The 23,021-nt window shown below is 57.4% G+C and carries 2 protein-coding genes; both read right to left on the bottom strand.

What is annotated here, in order from left to right:
* Positions 1-16: 16 nt before the first annotated feature.
* On the bottom strand, positions 17-16,138 hold the full coding sequence (locus ACTJJ1_RS06315; RefSeq protein ID WP_440832811.1) for an SDR family NAD(P)-dependent oxidoreductase: 16,122 nt from the start codon (positions 16,136-16,138) through the stop codon (positions 17-19).
* Positions 16,131-22,937 (bottom strand): SDR family NAD(P)-dependent oxidoreductase, encoded by a 6,807-nt coding sequence (locus ACTJJ1_RS06310; RefSeq protein ID WP_440832810.1) that lies wholly within the window; start codon positions 22,935-22,937, stop codon positions 16,131-16,133. The genes ACTJJ1_RS06315 and ACTJJ1_RS06310 overlap by 8 nt, the downstream gene beginning before the upstream one ends.
* Between the last annotated feature and the right edge of the window lie 84 nt (positions 22,938-23,021).

Below are 23,021 nucleotides of genomic sequence, written 5' to 3'. Positions count from 1 at the left end.
GCGCCCTTCGTTGGCGCTAAACATCCAAAGCCACTACCTCCTCCGGCGATAAACGATCGATCAGCATTTCGGGAACGGGAATGTCCTCCACTTTCAATTCCGGTTGTTCCATCATCAGCGTCAACAAAAAGCCTACGTGCTCAGCAAGCACCCGTATCAGATCCGGCGAGAAATACCTGCGGTCATAGACGAATGGCAGGCTCAGCACGCCGTTTGTCTTCAACAATCCCATTAACAAGGGGGCTGCTGGCTCCCTTTCTTCCAGCGACATCGGCAGCAATTTTCGGGCGAAAGCCGTGACTTCAACGAAGCTGTCCCGATCATTACTGTCGACCGCCAGGCTGCCCAACAGGGTGTGTTCGTGGGCGGCGCTCTCTGAAGGGGCGAGTTGCTGATGCAAGGCGACAAAATCAAAGTGCTTATATTTTTGCACCTGCAGGATGGCGTCTTCATAGATACGCCACACTTGTTGCAGGTTGAAATGAGGTTGAAGCGTTAACACCAGGGGAACCGACGATGAGAAGTCACCGTATACCGGCTCAAATTCATATCGGTCTCTGAGGTTGTACGCCATCTGGATCGGTATGTTCACGCCGGTGATGCGATACGCCAGCACCGCCAAGGCACAGGTCGCGAGCTGTGTGAGCGTGGTCTTATGGCGGCGATTTGATGCCTGCAATCGGCCAAGCATCTCATCCGAGACTGGCAGATGATAAACCCCCGCCTTTTCAACGTTCCCGGCTTTGTTTGGCTGGTCTTGGCGTGCGATGTATTTATCGCGCAGCGCAAAGGACGCGCGTTTGTCGCGTAACTGGCTCAACCAATATGCAGTCGCGCTATCCCGATGTTCGCCAAACTGGCTCAAGGCGAAATGCGCATATTCAGCCGTGGATTTATCGCAAACAAACTCGGTGTTGCCGAGCAGCGCGGTATAGCGGAGATAGAGCTCTTGCAGCAGCATGAACAAGGTAAAACCATCGGCATGGAAGTGATGCGTCGCCAAGTAAATCGCGCCCAGATCTGCGCCGTTATGGACAAGATACACATCAAACATCGGCATTCGATCCGCGTGGAACAGCGCTATGTTCACCGACTGCTGGAATCGCGCGAATATCTGTTCAAACGTTGCCCGATCGTTGATATGAGGCCAACAGATTTCCCGGCATTCCAGCGTTAACGCCTCATGCACGACCTGCGCCCACTGTTGCCCGACGAGTTCGGCGCCGGTTCTCAAAATCGCGTGGCGGCGCGCCATGTCGTTCAACGCCTGATTCAACAGCGCCAGATCGATGGGCATATCCAGCCAAAAGCCCTGGCCGATATTAAATGTTGCGCGCTTTTTCACCTCGGTTTCATGCAGAACGAATGCCTGGATGTGGCTGGTAGGGTAGTAACGCACTCCCTCTTCCAGATACATCCCCAAAATATCCGTCTGATTCGCGTGTTCCAGCGCCTGTCGGGCGCATGGGGCATTGCGGTTAAACTCGACATGCAGATTGGCTGAGTCTTTCCAGACGCCAACGCCCTGCTGCAATAGCCGGCCCAACTCGGCGCGCGCCAAGGTCAACTCATCGGCAGTCAAGGCAGACGCCCGTCGTATCGCCAGCGAGATCGATTGAATATAGGCTGGGTGCGATGCGCTCCCGGCATCTTGCGGCGCCGCCACCGGCGCGGAGAGCGGATGAGCGGCAATCTCCCCGGCAATCGCCCGAAGCGTGCCGCGGGTCAGCAGCTCGGCATCGAACGCCGTGACAAACGCTGAGTTGATCCGGTTAAGCAAACGCAGCCCCAACAATGAATCGATGCCGTAGTGCGTTATCGGCTCATCTGGATCAATTTCTGTACGGGCGAGGCCAGCCAGTTCCGCCAGGATACCGAGCAGCTTTTGCACGATCGGCTGGGCGGCCGCCGGCGCTGGCGTCTGCTCGGGCGCAAGATCTGCCGATGATTTGCCGACAGGCGCAGGTTCGGCGTTGCCGGCCCAGCATAAACGCGCGTCAAACGGATAGGTTGGCAACGACAACGGGAATTTCTCCGCCGAAGAGAACGCCTGAGCGATATCGGCCCCAGCGTGGAAATCCTGGGTCATGAAGTCTACGCCATCGACATAAAGCCGGGCTAACCTCAACCAATTCCCGTTATCGCTCGGATCCTGGATGGCTTGCCGAACGCACGCGACGGCGGATGAGGCCGCATGCTCAGCCAATCGTTGGCCACCTGGAGCCGCTTTGCCCCGGTAACCTGGGTCCGCCGGGGTTAAAACCGCACCCGCTATCACCTGAGCCAGAAAATGGCGTAATTCTTCGACGCCAGAAACCGCGCAGGCGCAGCGGTAGGCGAAATGCGTTCGCCGCAACAACAAGTTGGCCGCCAGCTGTTGCAGATCCAATTCTGGCCTGGCCTGCACAAACTTTTGCAACTCACGACAACGTTGCTGCAGAGCCCTTTCATTCTTTCCCGACAGTGCGATGTACACAGGCCTGGCGCTTTCCAATCGCGAGGCGGCCGGCGAAAGACGACCATCCGCCCCCTCTTCACGCGCTTCCCCGTTTGAATCAGGCTCGGCGACAACAAGGTGAACATTGATCCCCGTCGCCCCGAATGAACTGATTGCGGCCCGACGCGCTTGCCCTGCTTCCGGCTGCCAGGGAACCGTTGTCGAATTGATATAAAACGGGCCGTCTTCCAGCGCAGGCAACGCCTCCCGGTCTTCGATATTCGGCGTGCCGGGAATCGCCCGGTGCTTGAGCGCCAGCAACACCTTGAACAGGTGATTCATTCCCGAACTGTGAAACGCATGGCCAATGTTGTTTTCAACGCTGCCCAGCGCGCAGGATTGACGCGCGCGCTCCTGACTTCGAAACACTTGGTTCAGGGCGGCGATTTCCGCCGCATCTGCGGCGGGCATTCCCGCGGCATGGGCTTCCACCAGCGTAATGCTCTCCGGGCGGATATCAAATCGTTGATAGGTATCAGACAACAGCGCCTCCTGCGCCTTGGCGCTCGGCGCCATAATTCCATGGGTCCGGCCGTTGTGGTTGCTGCCCCAGCCTTCGATCACGCCGTGAATCCGGTCCCCCTCTGCTAATGCCAACGAGAGGGGTTTCAAAATAATCACCCCCACCGATTCGCCGGGCATCATGCCGCTGGCGCGCGTCGAAAATGCGCCACCGCGATCTGCCTGCGATAAAAGCCCAAAGCGGGAAGCGCTGATCAACATATTTGGCGTGGAGTAAATCTGCGCCCCGCCGGCAATGGCCACCTCACACTGGCCCTGCGCTAAATGGTCGCAAGCCTGGGCGATAGCCAGTAGCGATGATGCACAACCGGCCTCTACGGAGAGACAAGGCCCCTTCAGGTCCAGGCTGTAAGAGACGCGTCCCGGGATCTGGGACAATGTGATATTCGGCGCGAAGTGCTCGCCTGCCGCAAAGCGCAGCGTATAGTCGCCCCCGCTGCCGCAGAAAACGCCCCAACGCCTACCGGAGAGCGCATCAGGCCGCATTCCCGCATCCTCAATCGCTTTCCAGCTTTCCTGTAAGAACAGCCGTTCGCAAGGGTCCAGCATCGACGCCTCTTGCGGAGACATGTTGAAAAACAGCGGGTCGAAGGATTTTATCTCCGCGAGAAAAGCGCCGTAGCCTTCATACTGGCCGGCAGACCAACCGCGATCATCTGGCGGTGGCGTAAACGTGGATTGGCCCTGCTCGAGCAGCCGCCAGAGTTCATCCGCATTTCTGGCACCGGGGAACTGCCCGGACATCCCGATAATCGCAATGCGCTCTCGCCCCGGTTGACGCGGCTTCGCCACAGGTTCTTCCGCATCGGCCGTTGTTGTTTTTCTCGCCGAGGCGTTCTGATAAATCGTCCGGCAGCGGTCGGAAATCATGGCTACGCTTTCGCGTTCAGACAACAGGTGAAAATGGTCTTTGGCCCGGGTGCGGAACACTTGAGCGCCCGGCAGATAGTCTAGCCATCGCTGACAATGGCTCTCGTCATGGGTGAGCGCTTCGCCCAGAACATGGCGATTGTTTTCAGCTAAAGCGGACGACGTATTCCCCTTGTCTGACCGTGCACCGTTGGACGATTGACTCACGGTCATGTAGTGCAAATCGATATCATGGGCATTAGGTAATGCTTTCACCACATAGGCCGCCATGGCTTCGCGATTGTGCTTCAGGATCTGAGCCATATTCTCGATTTTTTCTTTCACCACCGACAACGGCTGCTCCACGCCTTTTCTGAGGCACCCCTCAGCCAGCCACGTCACCTGTTTATCGGCGTCAATGCCCATTAATTCCTGCTCCCTGTAGGCAAGGGTTTCAAACGCTACCTGCCCCGACGCCACTATGTCCTTCAAACTATAGTGCAAAAAGAAATTCGCGCTCATCAACAATGCGTCGTGATAATAAAATGGCGACGACTGGTGCAGATGCTCGGGGTGCGGGAACGGCGGCTCCAGCAGGATCAGGCTCGAAACCCGGTAGCCCGCCAATTGCAGTTGCCGGGCCATTTCATAAGCGATAATCCCGCCCATGGAATAGCCTGCCAGTTCATAAGGCCCGGTGGCGTTGCCGGCTTGAAGAATTTCAATATAGTAATTCGCCATGCTTTCGATGCTTTTCAGCGGCGGGTGCCGGGTCAGGAAACCGCGCGAATGAATGCCCCATATGGCATAGTCATCGCCCAGATTTTCAGCCACCTTCAGATATAAGCCTGTAGACCCCGTCAGCGGGTGGATCCAGAACCGAGAGCGGTCATGTTCCCGCTCATCGCCAGCGCGCAGTTGTCGGCTGAGAGGAATGCACTCCGGGTACTGTTTCAACCAGGCCTTTCCCATTTGCCGGCCGTGGGCGGTGGCGCCTTGTTCAGCGCTCAGCGTCGGCGCGGCTTCTGTGCTTTCGGCCAGGCAGCCACGCGGCACGGCGTGCAAATATGCAGACAGGGCATCAATGCTGGGATGCTCAAAAATTGCATTAATCGTCACCCCGGCCGCTAATGACCTGTTAATGGCTTCAATAAAGGCAACTGCATTAATTGAATTTAACCCTAGTTCGGTAAACGGCTGATGGTTGGCAACCTCATCCTCCTCAAAATACAGCGTCTGTATCAGTAAAGAACGAACCTGACGAACGATAGCCTCAAGCGACAACGTTTTGCTTTCGCTCATCGTTGCATCGCTTGCTGCCTCGGCCGTTTGCGCATTCAGAACCGCAGGCCCGCACGGCGTTGTGGGCGAGAGAGTGGCCCAGTAGCGCTTGCCCCGGAAAGGATAGACCGGCCCCGCACTGCGCTGCGGTGGCCGTGTCTCTCGGTATAACTCAAACCAATCGATTTCAGCGCCGCGGCTCCAGGCGTCGGCTAATGCTTGCCATTGGCGTGCTGCGATCCAAGCCTGAATTTGTTCAGGCGGCGGCGCCGCGTTTTCATCCCCCCACGCTGGTGCATTTGTGACATTGTCACTACTTTGCGCACTAATGTGATAAACGCCCGGCGCAGTCTGGCCGGCAATAAACCGCGCTAACTGTTCGCGCAGTTCTGCGCTATCCGCTGCGACAAAGGCTACACGTTGCGCCATGGCGTCTCGCCCGGTTTGCAGGCTATAGGCCAGCTGCTCAAGCTGCGTTGCCGGCTGGCCCTGGAGAAATTGCGCGCAGGCCTGAACATAGGCTTGCAGCGCCTCGGCGGTTTTTGCTGAAATGGGCACGATCGTGGAATGCTCGGCGGCCCCTGCCGACAACGGCGTTTTTGACGCCTGCCCGGATTCGGGATCGTCCGCAATATATTCTTCAATCACTGCATGCGCATTGGTTCCGCTGATCCCCGTTGCGCTGATGGCTCCCAGTCTGGGCTGCGTGCCCCGGCGCAGCCAGGGCTGATTCTGCCGTTCGATGGTAAAGGGGGTCCGCTCCAGATTGATATAGCGGTTGCATGTTTCAAAGCGATGGGTCGCCGGCATCGTCTGATGCGTTATCGCTTTCAGCATGGCGATGAGACTGACTATGCCGGACGCAGCAAAAGTATGGCCGATAAGCGGTTTAATCGATCCTAGCACGCAGCGATGGGGATCACCGCCCCCACCGGCAAAGGCATCGGCCAGCGCTTGAACCTCAATCGGATCCCCCAGCTGCGAACCGGTGCTATGGGAGATGACGTATTGAATCGCGCTGGGATCGATCTGATAGCGGTCATAGATATTTTTCAGCAATTCAGCCTGGCGCAGCGGATTCGGCGCCGTGATGCCATTGGTTTTCCCATCGTAATTCACGCCGCTGGCTTTAATGCAGCCATAGATCCGATCGCCATCGGCCTTGGCCTTTGACAAGGGTTTCAGCAACACCGCCGCGACCGCCTCTCCCGGTACCAGCCCGTTGGCGCGCTGATCAAATACGCTGGCGTTGCCGTCGGGTGACAGCATCCCACTCCGATTCATGCTCTGATACACCCACGGCGTCATTAACAGGTTGATCCCCCCTGCAAGCGCCATCTCGCAATCTCCCTGGCGCAACGCCAAGCAGGCCTGATGAACGGCGACCAAGCCCGATGCGCAAGCCGCGGTCAGGGCCAGGTTCGGCCCTTTCAGATCCAGCGCATATGAAATCCGCGCCGCCAGCGTGGCATTCTGATTGCCATTTATCGACCCTTGCTCGCCGACAAGCATGCCATAATCGCTTTCTTCCGCACCGACATACACACCGCAAGACATGCCGCGGATGCGCTGCCCCATGTAACCTGCATCTTCAAACGTACGCCAAGCTTCTTGCAGAAAAATTCGCTGTCTGGGGTCCATGTCCATCGCCTCTTTCGGCGTGATATCAAAGAAAGCGGCATCAAACCGCATGATATCCGTCATGAACGCGCCCCATTGTGGAACAACCGCTCCGTTGTCGGTGACGGAGCCCCGGTCCCAACGCGGCTCAGACATCTCGCCGATACAACTTTTCCCCTGAATCAACACATCCCAGAATTCGTCGATGCTGTCCGCCTGCGGAAAGCGCCCGCTCATGCCAATGATGGCGATCGGCTCCTCAGTGGCCCCGATCTCAGCGTGCGGCGCTGCCGCAGAGGCCGGCTGGCGTTCGCCGGCCGTTTCGGGAGCCGGTGCTTGGGCAGGCGTCGCCTGAACCCATGGGATGGCGGCAGCCCCGGTGTCCGCCGCCATGTGGGGTGACAGCATGGCATGCAGCGCCGGCGCGTGTTCACGGCAAAAGTATTCCGTTAACCGCTTAACCGAGGAATGGCCGAAGAGCACCGTTGGCGTAATGTCGAGATTAAAACGTTGACTCAATTCCCGGGAAAATGACGCCAGCGTGATCGAATCAAAACCGAAATCGGCAAAACCGCTGTCCAACCCGATCCGATCAAGCGGAGTGCCGAGCAAACGGTTGATCAGCGTTTTCAGTATGTGGCTGACTTCCGCGCGAATATCGGCCATTTTTCCGGCAGGGAGAGCCGGTTGTTGCAGATCGCGTGCGGTAACATCCGTGGCCGCGCCATCGCGCGACGGCCTGGCTGAATAAGGATGCGGGGCCTGCCCGGCCACCGTGTGTTTATCCAATCCCAACAACTTGGCGGCGCGAGTTGGCTTTCCGGCAATAACCAGATATTGCCCCTCGCCTTGCTGCAGCAACTGCTCGAAGACCTGCAGCCCTTCCGCACTGTTAAGCGCCCGCTGCCCGGTCGCGCTGAGATAGAAGCCGGCGCTTTCTTTGTCGTGAGCGCCCATTTTCCCTTCGGCCCAGAAAGGCCAGTTGATAATCAAGGTTCTGCCGCGAAGATGGCCTTGTTTCACCTGCTCCATGCGGTGCTTGCCATAGCTCATCAGGAAACGGTTTCCCATCGCGTAATCGCAAGAACCGAAATCGCCCAAGAATGCGGCGCTGGAGGAGAAATAGCAGACAAAATCCAGCGGATCCTGTGTGAGCAGTTCGTCTACTATTTGCGGCCCATCAACTTTCGGCTGCAGGACCGCTTCGAATGCCTGACGAGATTTGGCAAAGACAGGTTCTCCGGCTTCAATACCGGCGGCGTGAATCACGCCAAGGATCGCACCCATTGCTTGCCTGGCCTGCGCCAGATTAAAACGCATGGCGCTGGCATCACACACATCCGCCTGGATGTAATGCACCTGTCCCCCCAACCGAACCAGCTCGTCAACCACCGCGGCTCGTTCCGCATTCATGGCGGTGCGGCCAGTCAGAATCAACCGGGCGGAATAACGCTGTGCCAGGTATCGGGCGAAAATCAAGCCCAGACCGCCGAACCCGCCGGTGATCAGGTAGGTGCCCCCGTGCTTCATCCCCGTTTCCTCCGGCCCCGTCAGAGACACGGGGCTAGGTTGAACCTGCAAGACGTGCCGCTCTTCATTTTCATAGCAAACGCTTTCAAAATCTTGCGCCGTTATTTGCTGATAAAGCCGCGAGAGATAGGGCTCGGTGACGGCGTGTGCGGCCAATACCGCGCGTTCATCTGCCGCGTTGGCCCCTGAAACAACGCTGGCGGCAATGGCGCATTGCGTGGACGGCAATGCGGCCGTCAGGGAACGCTCGATGCCAATCCACGACTCCAGATAGGCCCGGCCAAGCGAATGGTGGCTGGCGCCGGCCAACAACAGACGTTGTGGCGCCATGCCGGTTTTCACCATCGAAGACAGAAGATGATGCAGCGCGGCATAATCCGGCAAATGGCCGCGCTCTTCCAACGGCCATAGATACAGGATCGCGCTGTGCTGAGGGAGGATCTGCGCAGATTTCAACTGGGTGAAGCAGTGGTGATAGTGCTCCGTCTGTTCCTGTTCCGTGCCCGCATGCGGCAGCGAGAAAACACGTTCTGCGCGGCGTTCCGGCTCGCGGGAAACAAACACCACTTCGGTTTGCGGCGCCAGCGTTTTCATGTGCAATCGCAGCAAACGTTGGCTTTCCGGCTGCGACAAGAAGCAGATAAGCGTGTTGAAGTCTCGGGGCTGCCGGGGTGCGGCCGGCGCAGACATCTTATGCCACGACTCCGTAAACAGCATCAGCCTCTCGGGCTCTTCCGGGCTGACAGGGGCTGAACTTGGCGCCGCCGTCTCGTCCGAAGAGGCCGCCGATGCGGCGTGAGCGATCCGCCCCAGGTCGTCCGGGGCGGGAAGCCAGTGCTTCTCTCGGGCAAACGGATAGCCTGGCAGGCTAATGCGGCAAGGTGTCGCCAGCGGGTATAACTGAGGCCAGTTCACTCTAAAGCCTTCAACCCAAAAACGGGCGATTTTGTGAACGGCATTTTGCGCTATCCAGCGCTGAAGCAGAGTGGCGCTGTCGTCCGCCGTGAGAAAACCGCCGCTCCGGGCGCTGTCTTTGCCGTTGCTACCGGCACTTCCCCGCCAGCTCTGTTCAGGCAAAACGGCTTCTGTGGCAAATGCCGCCAGTTTCTGCTCTAGCTCCCTGAGATCCTGTACGACAAACACAACGCGCTCTTCCAATGACCGGCGGCCCACCTGCAGTGTAAAGGCCAGATCTTCAGGAGGCAGGCCGTCGAGATTCGGGTGGTTCGCCAGGAATTGAGCCAAATTTCCCGCCATAACTCGCAGCCTGTCTTCATTTTTCGCTGACAAAGGCACGATCAGCGGCTGAGCACTCGCCGTTCTGTGGGGGACCGTTGGCAGAAATTCTTCGACGATCAGGTGCGCATTCGATCCGGTGGCGCCAAATGAACTGATCCCGGCGCGCCGGGGCACGGCAATCGCTTCACCGTTGCGTTCCACCCTTGGCTGCTCCCACGCCTTCGCCTCGCGTTGAATATAGAAAGGTGAATGCTCCAGTTCCAGATAAGGATTCACCTGTTCTGCATGCAACAGTGAGGGCACCAGCGTCTTATGATGCAGTTGAAGGATCACTTTACTGAGCCCGCTGATGCCCGCTGCAGACTCCGCATGACCAATGTTGGATTTTACCGAGCCGATCGCGCAAAACTGCTTGTCGGGGGTATGCTGCCTAAAAGCTTTGACCAACCCCTGAATTTCGATCGGATCGCCCAGCGCCGTTCCTGTGCCATGCGCCTCGATATAGCTGATGGTGCGTGGATCGATGCCGGTTTTTTCGTAACAGCGCAGCATCAAATCGGCCTGCGCCACCGGGCTGGGAACGGTAATGCCGCTCACTTGCCCCACATGGTTGATGGCGCTGCCTTTGATCAACGCATAAATATTGTCCCGGTCCTTGAGCGCCTGAGAAAGCGGTTTAAGCAAGACCGCGCCAACCCCTTCCCCGGAGACGAAACCGTTCCCACCGTCGCCGAAGGCCCGGCAGCGGCCATCGGAGGAGTACATGTCCGCCAGCCCATAGGTCATGTACTTGTAAGGATGCAAGGACAGATTCACGCCGCCGGCTATCGCGACCTTGCTTTCCCCCCGGTGCAAACTTTCCAGAGCCAAATGAAGCGCCGTCAGGGAAGAGGAACAAACCGTGTCGATGGCCAAAGAAGGCCCGTGGAAGCCGCAAAAATAAGAGACCCTGTTAGCGATGGGGGCATGATTCATCGACAGCGGCATGACCTGCCCTCGATTGACGATTTCCGCCGCGATCAGGGCGTAATCGTTATGCATTACCCCCACAAAGACGCCGACGTCGCGCCGTTTATTGGGCCCCTCTTCAGCCACCAGCGTCTCCGGCGTGTAACCTGCATCCTCGATCGCCGTCCAGCAGGTTTCCAGGAAGAGCCTCTCTTGAGGGTTGAGCCATTGCGCTTCTCGGGGGGATACGCGGAAGAACTGGGAGTCGAAACAGTCCACATCGTCGATAAATCCACCCCAGCGTGAAATCGGGCGGCCCGAAGGGGAAGCAACGCCATCCAATATCTCTTTCCGCCATCTCTCTGCGGGAATTTCCGTCACAGAATCCTTGCCAGCGTTGAGATTAGCCCAAAACTCCGCCATGTCCTGCGCTCCGGGGTATCGCCCTGCAATCCCGATCACCGCGATATCTTCATCGCCGCTTGCCGCTGGTTGCCGAATGTCGGCAGATGAACGAGGCGCTTTCTGTTGCGCATTGTTCGCTGCGGCATCCGTTTGGCTCTCGCTCGTTGAAATGCCAGCGTTTTGCGTCTGGGGAGAAACGTCCCCCTGTGCGGCGCTTGCCTTATCCGCCGCGAGGAACGACATCGGATACTGCTCAAGCAAATACGCGGCGAGTTCACCGACGTTGGCATATTCAAACAGCACCGTCGGGTTCAATTTCACCTTGAGCGACTGTTCCAGCAACTTCACCATATGCAACAGCCCGGCGGAGTCCAAACCCAACTCGTAATAACCGATATCGGTATCAATCTCTTCAGGACTTTTCGTCAGCGTATCCGCCAGGATCTTTTTCACTCGCTGCTCAGCGCATTCCAATGCTGACTCATGCTTATCCGCGACGATGGGTGCGGTTACAGACAGGGTTTCATTTTTCATAGGCTCAATGGGATCGGCGGACATGACGGCGGCAGCGGCCTGCGTCGTCACGGCGGTGTGAGGTTGTGATGCGTTGATCGCTGCGGCGTCGCGCACGCGCTTGCAGGTAAAATTTTTCAGCTCGCCAATCTTTTCTCCGTGGGGCGTAAAGAACTCCATGGTCAGGTACGAGAGTTGCGGAGTTTGTTTCAGCGAGTCGCGGCTGATCCGGGTAATACAGTGTGCCGATAATGGCGCCGTCGCCCGGAAAGATTCGTAATAAAGCGGCAAGAAGATATCCTGCTGCGCGTTCTGCTCCAGAAACAGGCTCCCGGAGCCGATGGCGCTCCCGTCGATCAACACCGGATGGAACAGATAGTCTTCGGCGCCGGGCAAAGGTTCTTCAGGCACGCTAATATCGATCAGATTTGCCATAGGCAGGTGATAAATTACGCCGTCGCCAACCATCGGTCCGCTGTGGCGAATATCGGTTCCGCCAAAGGTCTCATAGGCTTCCCGTAGCCCCAACCGCCCGGTGGCGCCCTGTTTCAACGGGGTTAAATCAAGCGTTTCATCAAACGGCGCCGCCTGAACTGAGTGCATTTCCGCACTCATATAGGTCTTCAGTTCTGACTGCCGATGATCATCAAACACTTCACTGCCTTCAACGCGGAGCTGCCAGTACCCTTGTTCATGTTTTTGGCAACTGATGTGCGCCTCCACCGCGTAATCGTCGGCAATGGTCAGGGGATGGTGGATCACCAGATTACGCATTTCCAACCGCCGATAATCCATGCCCTGACGATGGAAAAATTGGAACAGCAGATCGATGTACGCCAGACCGGGCATCAGCGATTGGCCGAATGCCTTGTGATGGCGTAAAACGGGATGATGGCGATTAAAAGGCTGGCTCCAGGGATGCCCGGCCCTAAATAATCCCACTTGCCCAATCGGATAATGGCCGTCTGCGATTGCGCTGCCCGCTTGCCGGTTTTTTTCGGTGAAGCCAGCGCCCGAAGCGCGGAAAACCTCTTTCGCAAAGCTATAGCCAGGCAAGTGAATTCTTTTGGGCGCCGACGAATAGAAGCTTTGCCAATTAACGGGGCGGCCCTGCAGCCAGGCGCGGCCGATAGTCTCTAGCTCAGCATGGGAAAGCCGGTGCAAACCGCGATCTTGGTAAGCCTCAGCACTTAACGGCGGCTGCTTCCTGGCGGCATTCGCGGCATGGCTTATCGCGGTTTGCCGGCGGCAAAATGCCTGTAGCTGCTGCAGACAGTCACGATGATCGCGCACGATCATCAAGAAGCGTTCCGGCATCGCTTCTCGCCCGATTTGCAACGTGTACGCCATGGATTGCATGAAGGCGCGGGTATCCTCTTCGCTCTCGCGGCCTTGTCGGCCCATCGTCTCAAGCCTGGCGCTCAGCGCCTCTGCCTGCGCGTACAGACTGTCCGGCGTTTTGGCCGCCAGAGGAATAATCCAACCGGCGTTGGCCGGTTCGGCTGCCGCTTGCGTCGCGACATACTCTTCGATGACCAAATGGGCGTTGGTTCCGCTGTGGCCGAAAGAATTCAGGGCCGCTAACCGGGGTTTATCGCCGTGGCCGTGCCAGGCGGAGGCCGAGCTCTGAAGATAAAATGCGGAGTCCTGCAATTCGAATAACGGGTTGATTTGCCGATAATCTTTCAAACCCGGCAGCTGACGATGGCGCATCGACAGCACGATTTTTATCAGCCCAATCACGCCTGACGCGGCAGAAGTATGGCCAATATGCGATTTCACGCTGCCCAGGGCGCAGAAATGCTGCTTTGCGGTCAGCGATTTAAACGCGCGCACCAGCGCATTAACCTCAATGGTATCGCCCAATTTACCGCCGGTGGCATGAGCTTCAAGGTAGCTGAGCTCTTCAGGGGCAATGCGATACTTATGATAGACCTGTTCCAGCAATTGTTGCTGCGCGGTTCCACTCGGCGCCGTGATGCCGTTGCTGGCGCCATCCTGATTGATCCCCGAAGCGCGGATGACGGCGTGGATGGGATCGCCGTCCGCAATGGCTTGATCCAGCCTTTTCAGCACGACCAGCCCAATCCCTTCCGACAGCAGCATGCCGTCAGCTTCCTGGTCAAAAATGGGGCATGCCGGCTTGCGGGACAACAGCCCAATACCGGACAGGCTCGCCAGCGCGTCGGCATCCAGCGCCGTAAAGACGCCGCCGGCCAGTGCAAGCTCTGTCTCCCGTCGACGCAGGCTTTCACACGCCAGGTGTATCGCCACGGCTGAAGATGAACAGCCGGTATTTACCACCATTGCCGGGCCCTTCATATTCAGAAAATAAGAGACGCGTGATGCGATGATCGCCTCGGACGAGCCAACAAAAGAGCCGTGATGGTAATTGGCGGGCTCCGCGCCAATAAACACGCCCGCGTTGGCGCCGGACAGCGCTTTGGGGTTATAGCCGGCATCTTCCAGCGCCTTCCAGCTTTCCTGCAGCACCAGGCGCTGATGAGGGCTCATCGATAGGGCGTCCTGCTCGGAAATGCGGAAAAACCTGGCATCGAAACAGTCCCGGTCTTTAACGATACCGCCCCACTTGCAATACGTTTTTCCGTCTCGGACGGCCGCTTCTTTGTCCGTATCGGCAGAATATCTCGCGGGATCCAAATAATGGGCAGGCAACGCTTCAATCCCGGTATTATCTGCCGCAAGATTGTCCCAGAAACGTTGGATATCTTCGGCGCCGGGGAACTGCCCCGCCATGCCGATCACCGCGATTGCGTCCGATTCGACGTGCCGCTGCTCGGAGGCTTTCGCCCCTGGTGCGGCGATCTGTGGCGCCGGCTCTCGGCGCCGGTCTGAAGGAGGCTGCGGTTGCGGCGCGGCGAGAGGTTCAGCAATAACGCGCAGCTCGGGATAAGCCCGGCAGATATGCGTGCTTAAGGCTTCTATCGTCGCATAGTCATAGAGCACCGCCGGGTTTAGCGCGATCCCCAGTGATTTATTGATCTGATTGATAAAGTTAACGCTGAGAATCGAATCAATGCCAAAATCCGACAATGCCGTCTGCTCATCGATACGCTCAGGCTGCAGGTTGACCGTCTTTGCCAGCCCGTCAATCACGCTGTCCGTAATATATTTCAGCCTGTTTGCATCGTGCGCACCGCGTGCGGCGGCCGGCCCTTTCTTGTCCGCATGCGCCGGAACCGCCTCGCCGCCCTCGTGGGCGCTGGAGGCGGCCAGCGAGGCGCGAACTGCCTCACTGGCGCTGCGGTGGATATGGCCGCTCAACGAGGCGACAGAACGGTAATCGTAAAGCGCAGCCGGGTTCAGGCGGACGCCAATTAATTCGTTAATTTTATTGGTGAAATTAACAGTCAGAATGGAGTCAATGCCGTATTCGGAGAAGGCGGTTTCGGCATCGATCTGCTCAGGAGAAAGGTTCACCGCTTGCGCCAGAGCGGACACGATCGCCTCGCTGATGTGCGCCGCCATGCGCTCTTCGGTTAGGCCTGCCTCGGGCGCCGAAGCCGGTGCGGCGGGACTAGGGGTCGCCTGTTGTTTTGCAGGCTGATTTTTTTTCTTCGACAGCGGCGCTTGCTGTCGAATCACGCCGTTGCTGAGGGCAACAATAATGGTTTGCCCTAACGCATGCGCTTTCTGCGCCGGAAACTCAACCGAATGAAACCCCTCTTCTTCCAGAATTTCTCGCCAGGTGTCAGGCGCTATCGCCGGGCTGCCTTCAATGCGCAACGCGGTGTCCTGATGCAACCACCAGCCTTTGAGTAGCCCGAACGTCAAATGCGTAAACACGGACTTATCGCTCAGTTCATTGATAATCACCATGCCGCCATTGCGCAAGGCGGCTTTGCAATGGCGCAGCGTGCTCCGGATATCCTTGGTGGCATGGAGAACATTGGTCGCGATCGCCACATCAAAAGACGCGGGAGGGATCGGCTGCGTCGCCAAGGATTGCTCAATATCCCACAATGCATAATCAAGAAACGGGCAAGTTGGCCCATAACAACGCCGAGCATGCATCAAAAAGGCTTGCGAGAGATCCGTATACAAATATTGTTGAATATTGCGTTGGTACGCCATCAGCGCCGGTAAGACCATGGCCGTTGTGCCACCGGTGCCGGCGCCGATCTCGACCAGATTCAATTGCGCTTCGCGATCCAGGCGCAGCACGCCGCTCACATAGTCGCTGACGGTTTTCGTCAATACCCGATTAAACAAATCTGAAACCGGATTGTCCTTATAAATCCCTTCGACTTTTTCCATCGACGCATTGGGGAATAGCACTTCTGTCGCCGGCAGCCCGCCGGTCAGGATCTGTGGCAGATTGCGCAAACAGGCATCAACCAGGTTCATTTGGGTCATGCGTGCGGGGTCATGACGATGGCCGTCGCGAAAATCATCCCACGCCCGCCATACCGCCTCCGCTTGTTCCGAACTCGGCCCGCGGCAAACCAGGATGCCGTCTTGCCAGGCGATCAATTCGGCTGCAAGTAACAGCCTGATCGACTCGCGCCACCAGGGCTGGAACTGAGGGTCAAGGCCCCAACGATCGGCGTGTTCGGTAAAATCATCGTGATGCGCTGAGGCTGAGAAAACGCCAAGCCGATCGAGCTGTATATACAGAAGTTGAGCCAGCCAGGCGTTAATGGCGTGAGGATGATGGGACTGCAACAACACGTCGGTCTCTGTGTCCCATTGATTGTCAGCGATCTTAGGCATTGATCATCCCCTGATTAAAGGTGTCGGGTGAAGGTTGTCGTTGATGGCTGACCAGCACGGACTCATGCGGATGCAGATTCATCAGTTGCTGTACCGGCGCAGAGGCATTCAGGCAGACGAACTGCCCCTGGCGCTTCTGCTGCAGCAGCGTGACAAAACGCTCAAAACAGGTGAAACCCTCCGCATCACTTAATGCGAAAATGCTTTGGCTGGCCGGCAAACCGGCCAGTGAGGCTTGCCAGAATCCCCAATTGATAATTCCCACGGGATACTCGGCCTGAGCCTGCAGGGTGCGTACCAGCGTGTCAGAGAACGTAATCCCGGCAGCATAGGCCGACAGCGTTGCGGCGCCGGAAAACGAGAAGGCCTGACAGGAAGAAAAATAGACCAGGAAATCCAACGATTCCTGCTGGAGCGCCCGGTAGAAATTGAAGCTGCCTGACGCTTTGACCTGCAGTATTTGCCAGAAAGCCTGTTCCGTCGTCTGGCTAATGGTATTCTCGGCGTCAAAAACCAGGCCGGCGAATATCGCACCGTCGATGCGGGGGTATTTCCGCTTGATTTGCGCCAGGGCCGCCTGCAAAGAGGCCAGGTCCGTCGCATCGGCCTGGAAATAATCAGGCCGCTCGCCCACGCTTGCCAATGCATCCAACCGGCTTTGCAACGCAGGGCTGGAATCAGGCTGGCGGCCCAGCCAAATCACTTTCGCCTGGTAATGTTGCAAGAGCTGACGGGTGATGACGCCGCCCACCGTCCCGCTGCCTCCCAGAATCAGATAGACGCCGCCATGTTTGATGGCGTTTTCGTCGCTGTAACTGCGCGGATCGAGACGGAAGAAGGTTTGCCGGTAGCGTCGGCCGGAAAACAGGCGAATTTGTTCGCCTCGCTCACTGGGCGCTTCGTTGATGATCTGCTGCAGCAATTTTTCTCGCCGCGCGGGCGATTGCACGTCTCGCAGGGAAACATCCAAATTCCGGACCCTGAAACGGTGATCTCCCTGAGCGATGGAATAAGCCAGGCCGGTAATCCCGGCGCCATGGTAACGAATCTCATCGGCTGACAACGCGTGGTTGTCTTGGGTGATCACGGTAAAATCTACCGCATCCTCTTTCGCCAACCGCTGTTGCAGCGATTTTGCCAAACGCAGCAGCTGCAACTCGTTACGCTGCAAACTGGCCGTGAGCGTTGCCGCATCTGCCCATGGTTGGCTATCCGCGCCGTCGGCAATGAAAAAGACATGCTGTATGCCGCCGACGTTATCCAGGCAATGGCCGAGCGCGTTTTCATCCCGGATGTCGCACGTCCAGCGATCGGGGCCGCTCTGCCGCGTTTCACGCGTCGCCGCGTCGCTCAGGGACAAACGCACCAGGCGCGGGGTTTGGCCGCTCAGTTTGGCGATCAGCGCAGTTTCCAGCGCCATCTCCCGCTCCCCCGCGACAATCAGCACCGTTCCCGTCATTGGCGAGGCCGTGATGCTCTCCAGCGGGGCGTCATCCGTTTCCCAGAGCGCGACATGGCTGAAATCATCGTCTGGCTGCGTCTGCGCCCGATCCGGGTTCTGCGCTGCGCTCGCGGCGAGATCGTCGGGCACGGCGTCTGGCGTTTGCGCGGCGCAGACGCTCAATGCCGCGTGGCGGACATCTTTGATCCAGTATTGATCGGTCGCGAACGGATAAGTCGGCAGGCTGATGCGTTTTGGCCGCTGCTGCGGGTATAACCGATACCAATCAACGGCCATCCCCTTCACCCATAACGCCAGGATTTTTGCGTGCTTACGTTTATGGAACCAAAGATCGAGGGTAGCCGTCATGTCTTCGTCCGTGACGAACATGGCCAACATATCTTTATTCTGTCGGACATTACCGCGATACAGGCCATCGATAGCCTCTTCCCCCGACAGGAACTGGCTTAGTTTCTCAGCCAGTTCATCAAGGGATGAGACCAGGATCCCCAACCGTTGATCCATCGCATCCCGCCCGACCTGCAAGGTATAAGCGAGTTCATCCAACGGCGGCCGCGCCTTGTTTTCAGCCGTGATCCGGGAGAGCAGATTCTGCGCCGCCGCCATAAGGCGCTCGGCGTTCTTTGCCGAGAGGATCACCATGGCGAGTTCCGCAGGCTCTTTGCCCTGCTCGTCCGTTGCCGTTGTTCCGCCGGTGTATTCCTCCAGCACGATATGTGCATTGGCGCCGCCAAAGCCGAAAGAGCTGACGCCGGCCCGGCGAGGTTGCGCCTGCCCCTGTGCATCCTGAGGGGCAAGCCAAGGCTGATTCTCTCGCACGACATAAAAGGGCGAGTTATCCAGTTGGATATAAGGATTGAGTTGTTCGGAATGTAAACTCTTCACCAGCGTCTTGTGCTGCAGCTGCAATAACACTTTGATCACGCCGGCAATACCGGCCGCCATTTCCAAATGGCCGATATTGGTCTTTACCGAGCCCAAACCGCAGTGTTGAGGCCGGTCGTGCAGATCGGTTGCCGCCGGTGTCTTGCGATATAAGTCTTGAAACGCGCTTTTCAGCCCATCGATCTCTATCGGATCGCCCAGCGGCGTTCCTGTACCGTGAGCCTCGATGTACCCGATACTGCGCGGATCGATCCCGGCTTTGGTGTAAGCGCGCTTCAGCAAGGCCGTTTGCGCTTTCGGATTGGGCGCCGTTAATGAATTGGCCCGGCCGCCGTGATTTTCCGCGCTGGAACGAATCAAGCCATAGATATGATCACCCGACGCTTCCGCCACGCTGAGTTTGCGCAGGAAAAGCATGCCGACGCCTTCTCCTCGCACATAACCGTTAGCCGCGCTGGAGAAGGTTTTGCAGCGGCCGTCCTGGCACAGCATGCCGGCCTTGCTGAAACTGATATACCCGTCTGGGGTTACCAGCGTATTCACACCGCCGACAATGGCCTGTTCACATTCGCCGGCGTTGATAGCCTGAACGGCGCGGTGAATGGCGATCAACGAAGAAGAGCAAGCGGTTTCCACCGGCTCACTGGGGCCGTGAACATTCAGGAAGAAACTCATTCGGTTAGGTCCGACGGAGGGGACAATGCCGGTCAGCGAATACCCTTCGATGGGGAGCCTGGCCTCTGAGATGAGGCTGCCGTACCCGCTCATGCCGGTTCCCACGAAAATGCCGGTGTCGGTACCGGAGATTTCGCCGGCGCTGTAGCCTGCATCTTCAATGACGTTCCATATGTAAGTCATCAATAAGCGTTGTTGAGGGTCCATCAGCTCGGCTTCTTTCGGCGAAATGCCAAAAAACAGAGGATCAAACTCATCGATACCATCAATGAATCCGCCCCACTTCACCTGGCATTTATTCACTTCACGCAGTGGATCGCCATACAGTGCCCGCCAGTCCCAGCGTTGCTCCGGAATTTCGCTGATGCAATCTTTGCCGTTCACCAGGTTGTCCCAAAAGGCGTCCAGATCCTGCGCCATCGGGAAACGGCCCGTCATGCCGACAATGGCTATCGGCTCGTTTGCCGGCGCGGCGAGCGAGATGGACGCCGATGGATAGGCAGCCCCGTGTCGAGGCAACGTCCGAGGGGCGCGCGCTGTCTCGTCATGGCGCCTCGGTTCGTGTGATTGCCCCCCGTTTTCTTGCTCAGTGCCAGCGGCGGGCTGCGCGAGCGGCTCATGTGCGGCAAGCAGCGTTGAGAATGCGGCCGTATGGGTTTGCGCCAGATAAGCCACAAATTCCCCCAGGGTGGAATATTCGAAGAATACCGTTGGCGTCAACGTCAGCGAGTATTGGCGATTCAACAGGTTGGTAAACTCCGTAAGCTGAATAGAATCCAGACCAAACTGAGACAGTTCGGCATGGGGATCGATTCGCCCCGCTTCCAGCTTCCGCAACCTGGCCAGTGACTGCTGCATCAAGGGGAGAAGCTTGCCTTGCAATCCTTGGTTCTCGGTACTTTCCGCCGCGACGCGCGTGTCAGACGGTAGTGTCTCGGTTGGCGCCACCGCGCTGACGGCGGCCGGCGGCGCATTGTCTACCCCTCTGGAAGAAAAGCCGCAGAGCCTGACCCAAACATGGCCGGCTTCGTCGCACAGGTCGTAATCCATTTTTTTGACTTTGTCGGTTTTAGCGGACCCGGTTTTAAACCGGGCCCAGACCCACAGGCGTTCGGGCAACACGCTGGCTCCCTCTCGCGGGAACATTTCCAAATGTTCCAATGCAAACGGCAATGCGAATTCAGGGCGTTCAGCGTCGACCAGCAAACCGGCGGCCATTTGTAATGCCGAATCCATCAGGCTGGGGTGTAAAAAGAATTGACTGTGGCTCTTGGCCGCACTGGCGGGCAATTCGATACGGGCAATAGCCTGCGTAGCGCCCTCATCTATCGAGATCACGCCCTGATAGGTTGTGCCGTGAAGAATGCCCATTGCGCTGTAAGCGGCATAGCATGCCTGGCTGTCCAGATGCCTGACGGCGCATTGGTGCTGCAGAGCGCGAACATCGATTGCAGGTGGCGCCGACTCCCCGGCAGGCGCTATCCCGGCCTGTCCGCGGCAATGCGTTACTCTTTCGCTCCCCGCGGCGGAAGAACCGGTGCTGTATATCTCAAAGCCGAAGCGCGCATCGCCTTCGGGATGCAGTTCGACAGCAATATGCAACCCCGGTGCCTCTACGCGCATTGGCCGTATCCAACTGATATTTTCCAGCCTGATCGCCGTTGGCTGGCCTAAGGCATCGGCCAGCGCTGCCCGCGCCAACTCCAGGTAGGCAACCCCAGGCAACACTTTCTGGCCTTTAACCAGATGATCGGCCAGAAAAAACTCATCGCCGGTATAGAAACTGCTGTAGCGCTGAGTATAAAAATCCGACGTGTTTTGCTGGACTAACGGATGTATGTCCCGGTGCTTCTGATCGCCGCGCGGCTCTAACGGTAACACCGCCGCGCTCCAGTAATGTTCGAGGTTAAAAGGATAACGCGGCAGCGACAGCTTGTTAAACGTCAGTGCGCCAAGGGTCTGATGCAGCGGGAAGTCGACGCCCTGAACCCACAGATCGATAAGAAAGCGTTTGTCATTTTCCCAATCCAGCGTCGTCAACAAGTCCGACAGCCGGTGATGGCGGTTAAATATGTCGAGCGCCTTATTCTCATCGCGCGCCCCGCTTTTCAGGTAGTAAGCTTTCTGCCCTTTGGCGGCGATAAACTGGGTCAGCTTCTCTTGCAAATTTTCGGTGTCGGTATAACGAAACACCACCCGGTGCTCAAACTTATTGCGCGCGGTCAGATAGAAATATTCCAGCGCGCCCGGAGGGACGTCGGGGGACTGCTGCAAAAAGGCCAGGAGAGATTCCGCATAGTGAATCCACTGCCATTCATGCAGCGCCGACAGCGCCAGAAAGTACCCCTTTTCCTGCGAATGCGCTTCATCACCGGCGTTCTCGTGGCGGTCGTCGTAACCGGAGAACGCCTCCAGCAGCAAATGGGCGTTAACTCCCCCCGCGCCAAAGTTGTTAATCGCGGCCCGGCGTGCGATCTCCCGGCCATTGGCATCCACCAACGGCGGCCACTCTTCTGTCGCGTCATTGAGGTAAAAACGTGAACCTTCGAGCTTGATTTTTTCACTGCAGCCGGTGAAATCCTTGATCCCCGGTTTTTTCCGCGTTTTAAACGCGTGCAGCACACGGATCAGCGACACCAGGCCGGAAGCCGAATTGGCATGCCCCATATTCGGTTTAAGCGTGCTGATTTTGCAGGGCGTGCCCGTAGAGGGCGCCAGGCGCGTTGCTAATTGCGCATCCGCACGCTTGAATCCTTTGATTTCTTCGGCATCGGCCAGCAGCGATGAGGCACCATGAGCTTCAATATAGCCCACGGTATCCGCATCTATACCGGCTTGACGATAGGCGCTGACAATGACCTTCGCCTGTGATTCGGCCGAAGGCATCGTGAGGCTGCCGTAGCCTCCGGTATGGTTGACGGCGGAGCCTAAAATAACCCCATGGATGTTATCTCGATCGTCAATAGCCTGGGATAACCGCTTGAGCAACACGGTGACCGTCGCCTCGGCGGGCAGAAAACCTTTGGCATCGGCCTGAAAAGGGGAACAGCTCGCCTCGCCCCCGAGAATGCCCAGCGATTCCTGTCCCAAATACGATCCGGCCAGCGCATCGCCGAATAACAGGTTAGCGGCGCCGACCAGCGCATAATCCGTCTCTCCGCGCAACAACGCTTCCTTGGCCTGATGCAAAGCCACGCTGGCGCCGGAACAGGCCGTATCGATATACAGGCTTTTGCCGTTGAAACGAAAAGCGTGCGAGAGGTAATTCGGTAAAGACCAGGACATCATACCCAATATGGAATAACTCGTAAGCTCAGCCTTGGCGAGAAACGGCGTATAAGCGGCGCCTTCCGAGGCTATATAGACATCGACGCTGGCTTCGCTTAGCTGTTGTGGCAAATAACAGGCGTCCTCCAGGGTATGCCACACCGACATCAAGAGTAAACGCGTCCTGGGATCCATGTATTCGGCCTCCATGGGGCCGATGTTGAATACGTCAGGATCGAATCCGGATATATTGTGCAAAAACGCGCCATATCTGTTGCGCATTTCCGGCCCGGGAAAGTGATTGTCAGGCACAGGTGAAAACAGCGACGCTTGCTTATCCAGCTTGCGGCAAAAATCTTCGATAGAATCGGCACCTGGGAAGAACCCGCCTATACCGATAATCGCGACAGCGTCTTTTTTCTCATCCAGGCTCAGACTTTCCGCTATTTCCTTATCATGTATATTATTTAATATTGAGGCGTTTTCACTGTCGTTATTTTGCTTCGTCACTTGCTTCTCCAATCACTTTCCCTGGCGCGGTTAACAGCGCTGCCGCACGCCCCCCATGAGTCTAGTACAACAGGGAAAAATCAA

Origin of the sequence: Serratia sp. 22264, from assembly GCF_052045345.1 — a bacterium.
GTDB classification, from domain to species: Bacteria; Pseudomonadota; Gammaproteobacteria; order Enterobacterales; family Enterobacteriaceae; genus Serratia; species Serratia plymuthica.
Note: the sequence above shows the minus strand (reverse complement) of the source record. Positions and strands in the feature narration are given on the sequence as shown.

What these genes read in the sequence shown, in the direction of transcription:
- ACTJJ1_RS06315 (WP_440832811.1), bottom strand. Translation starts at nt 16,138, where the DNA reads ATGCCTAAGATCGCTGACAATCAATGGGACACAGAGACCGACGTGTTG.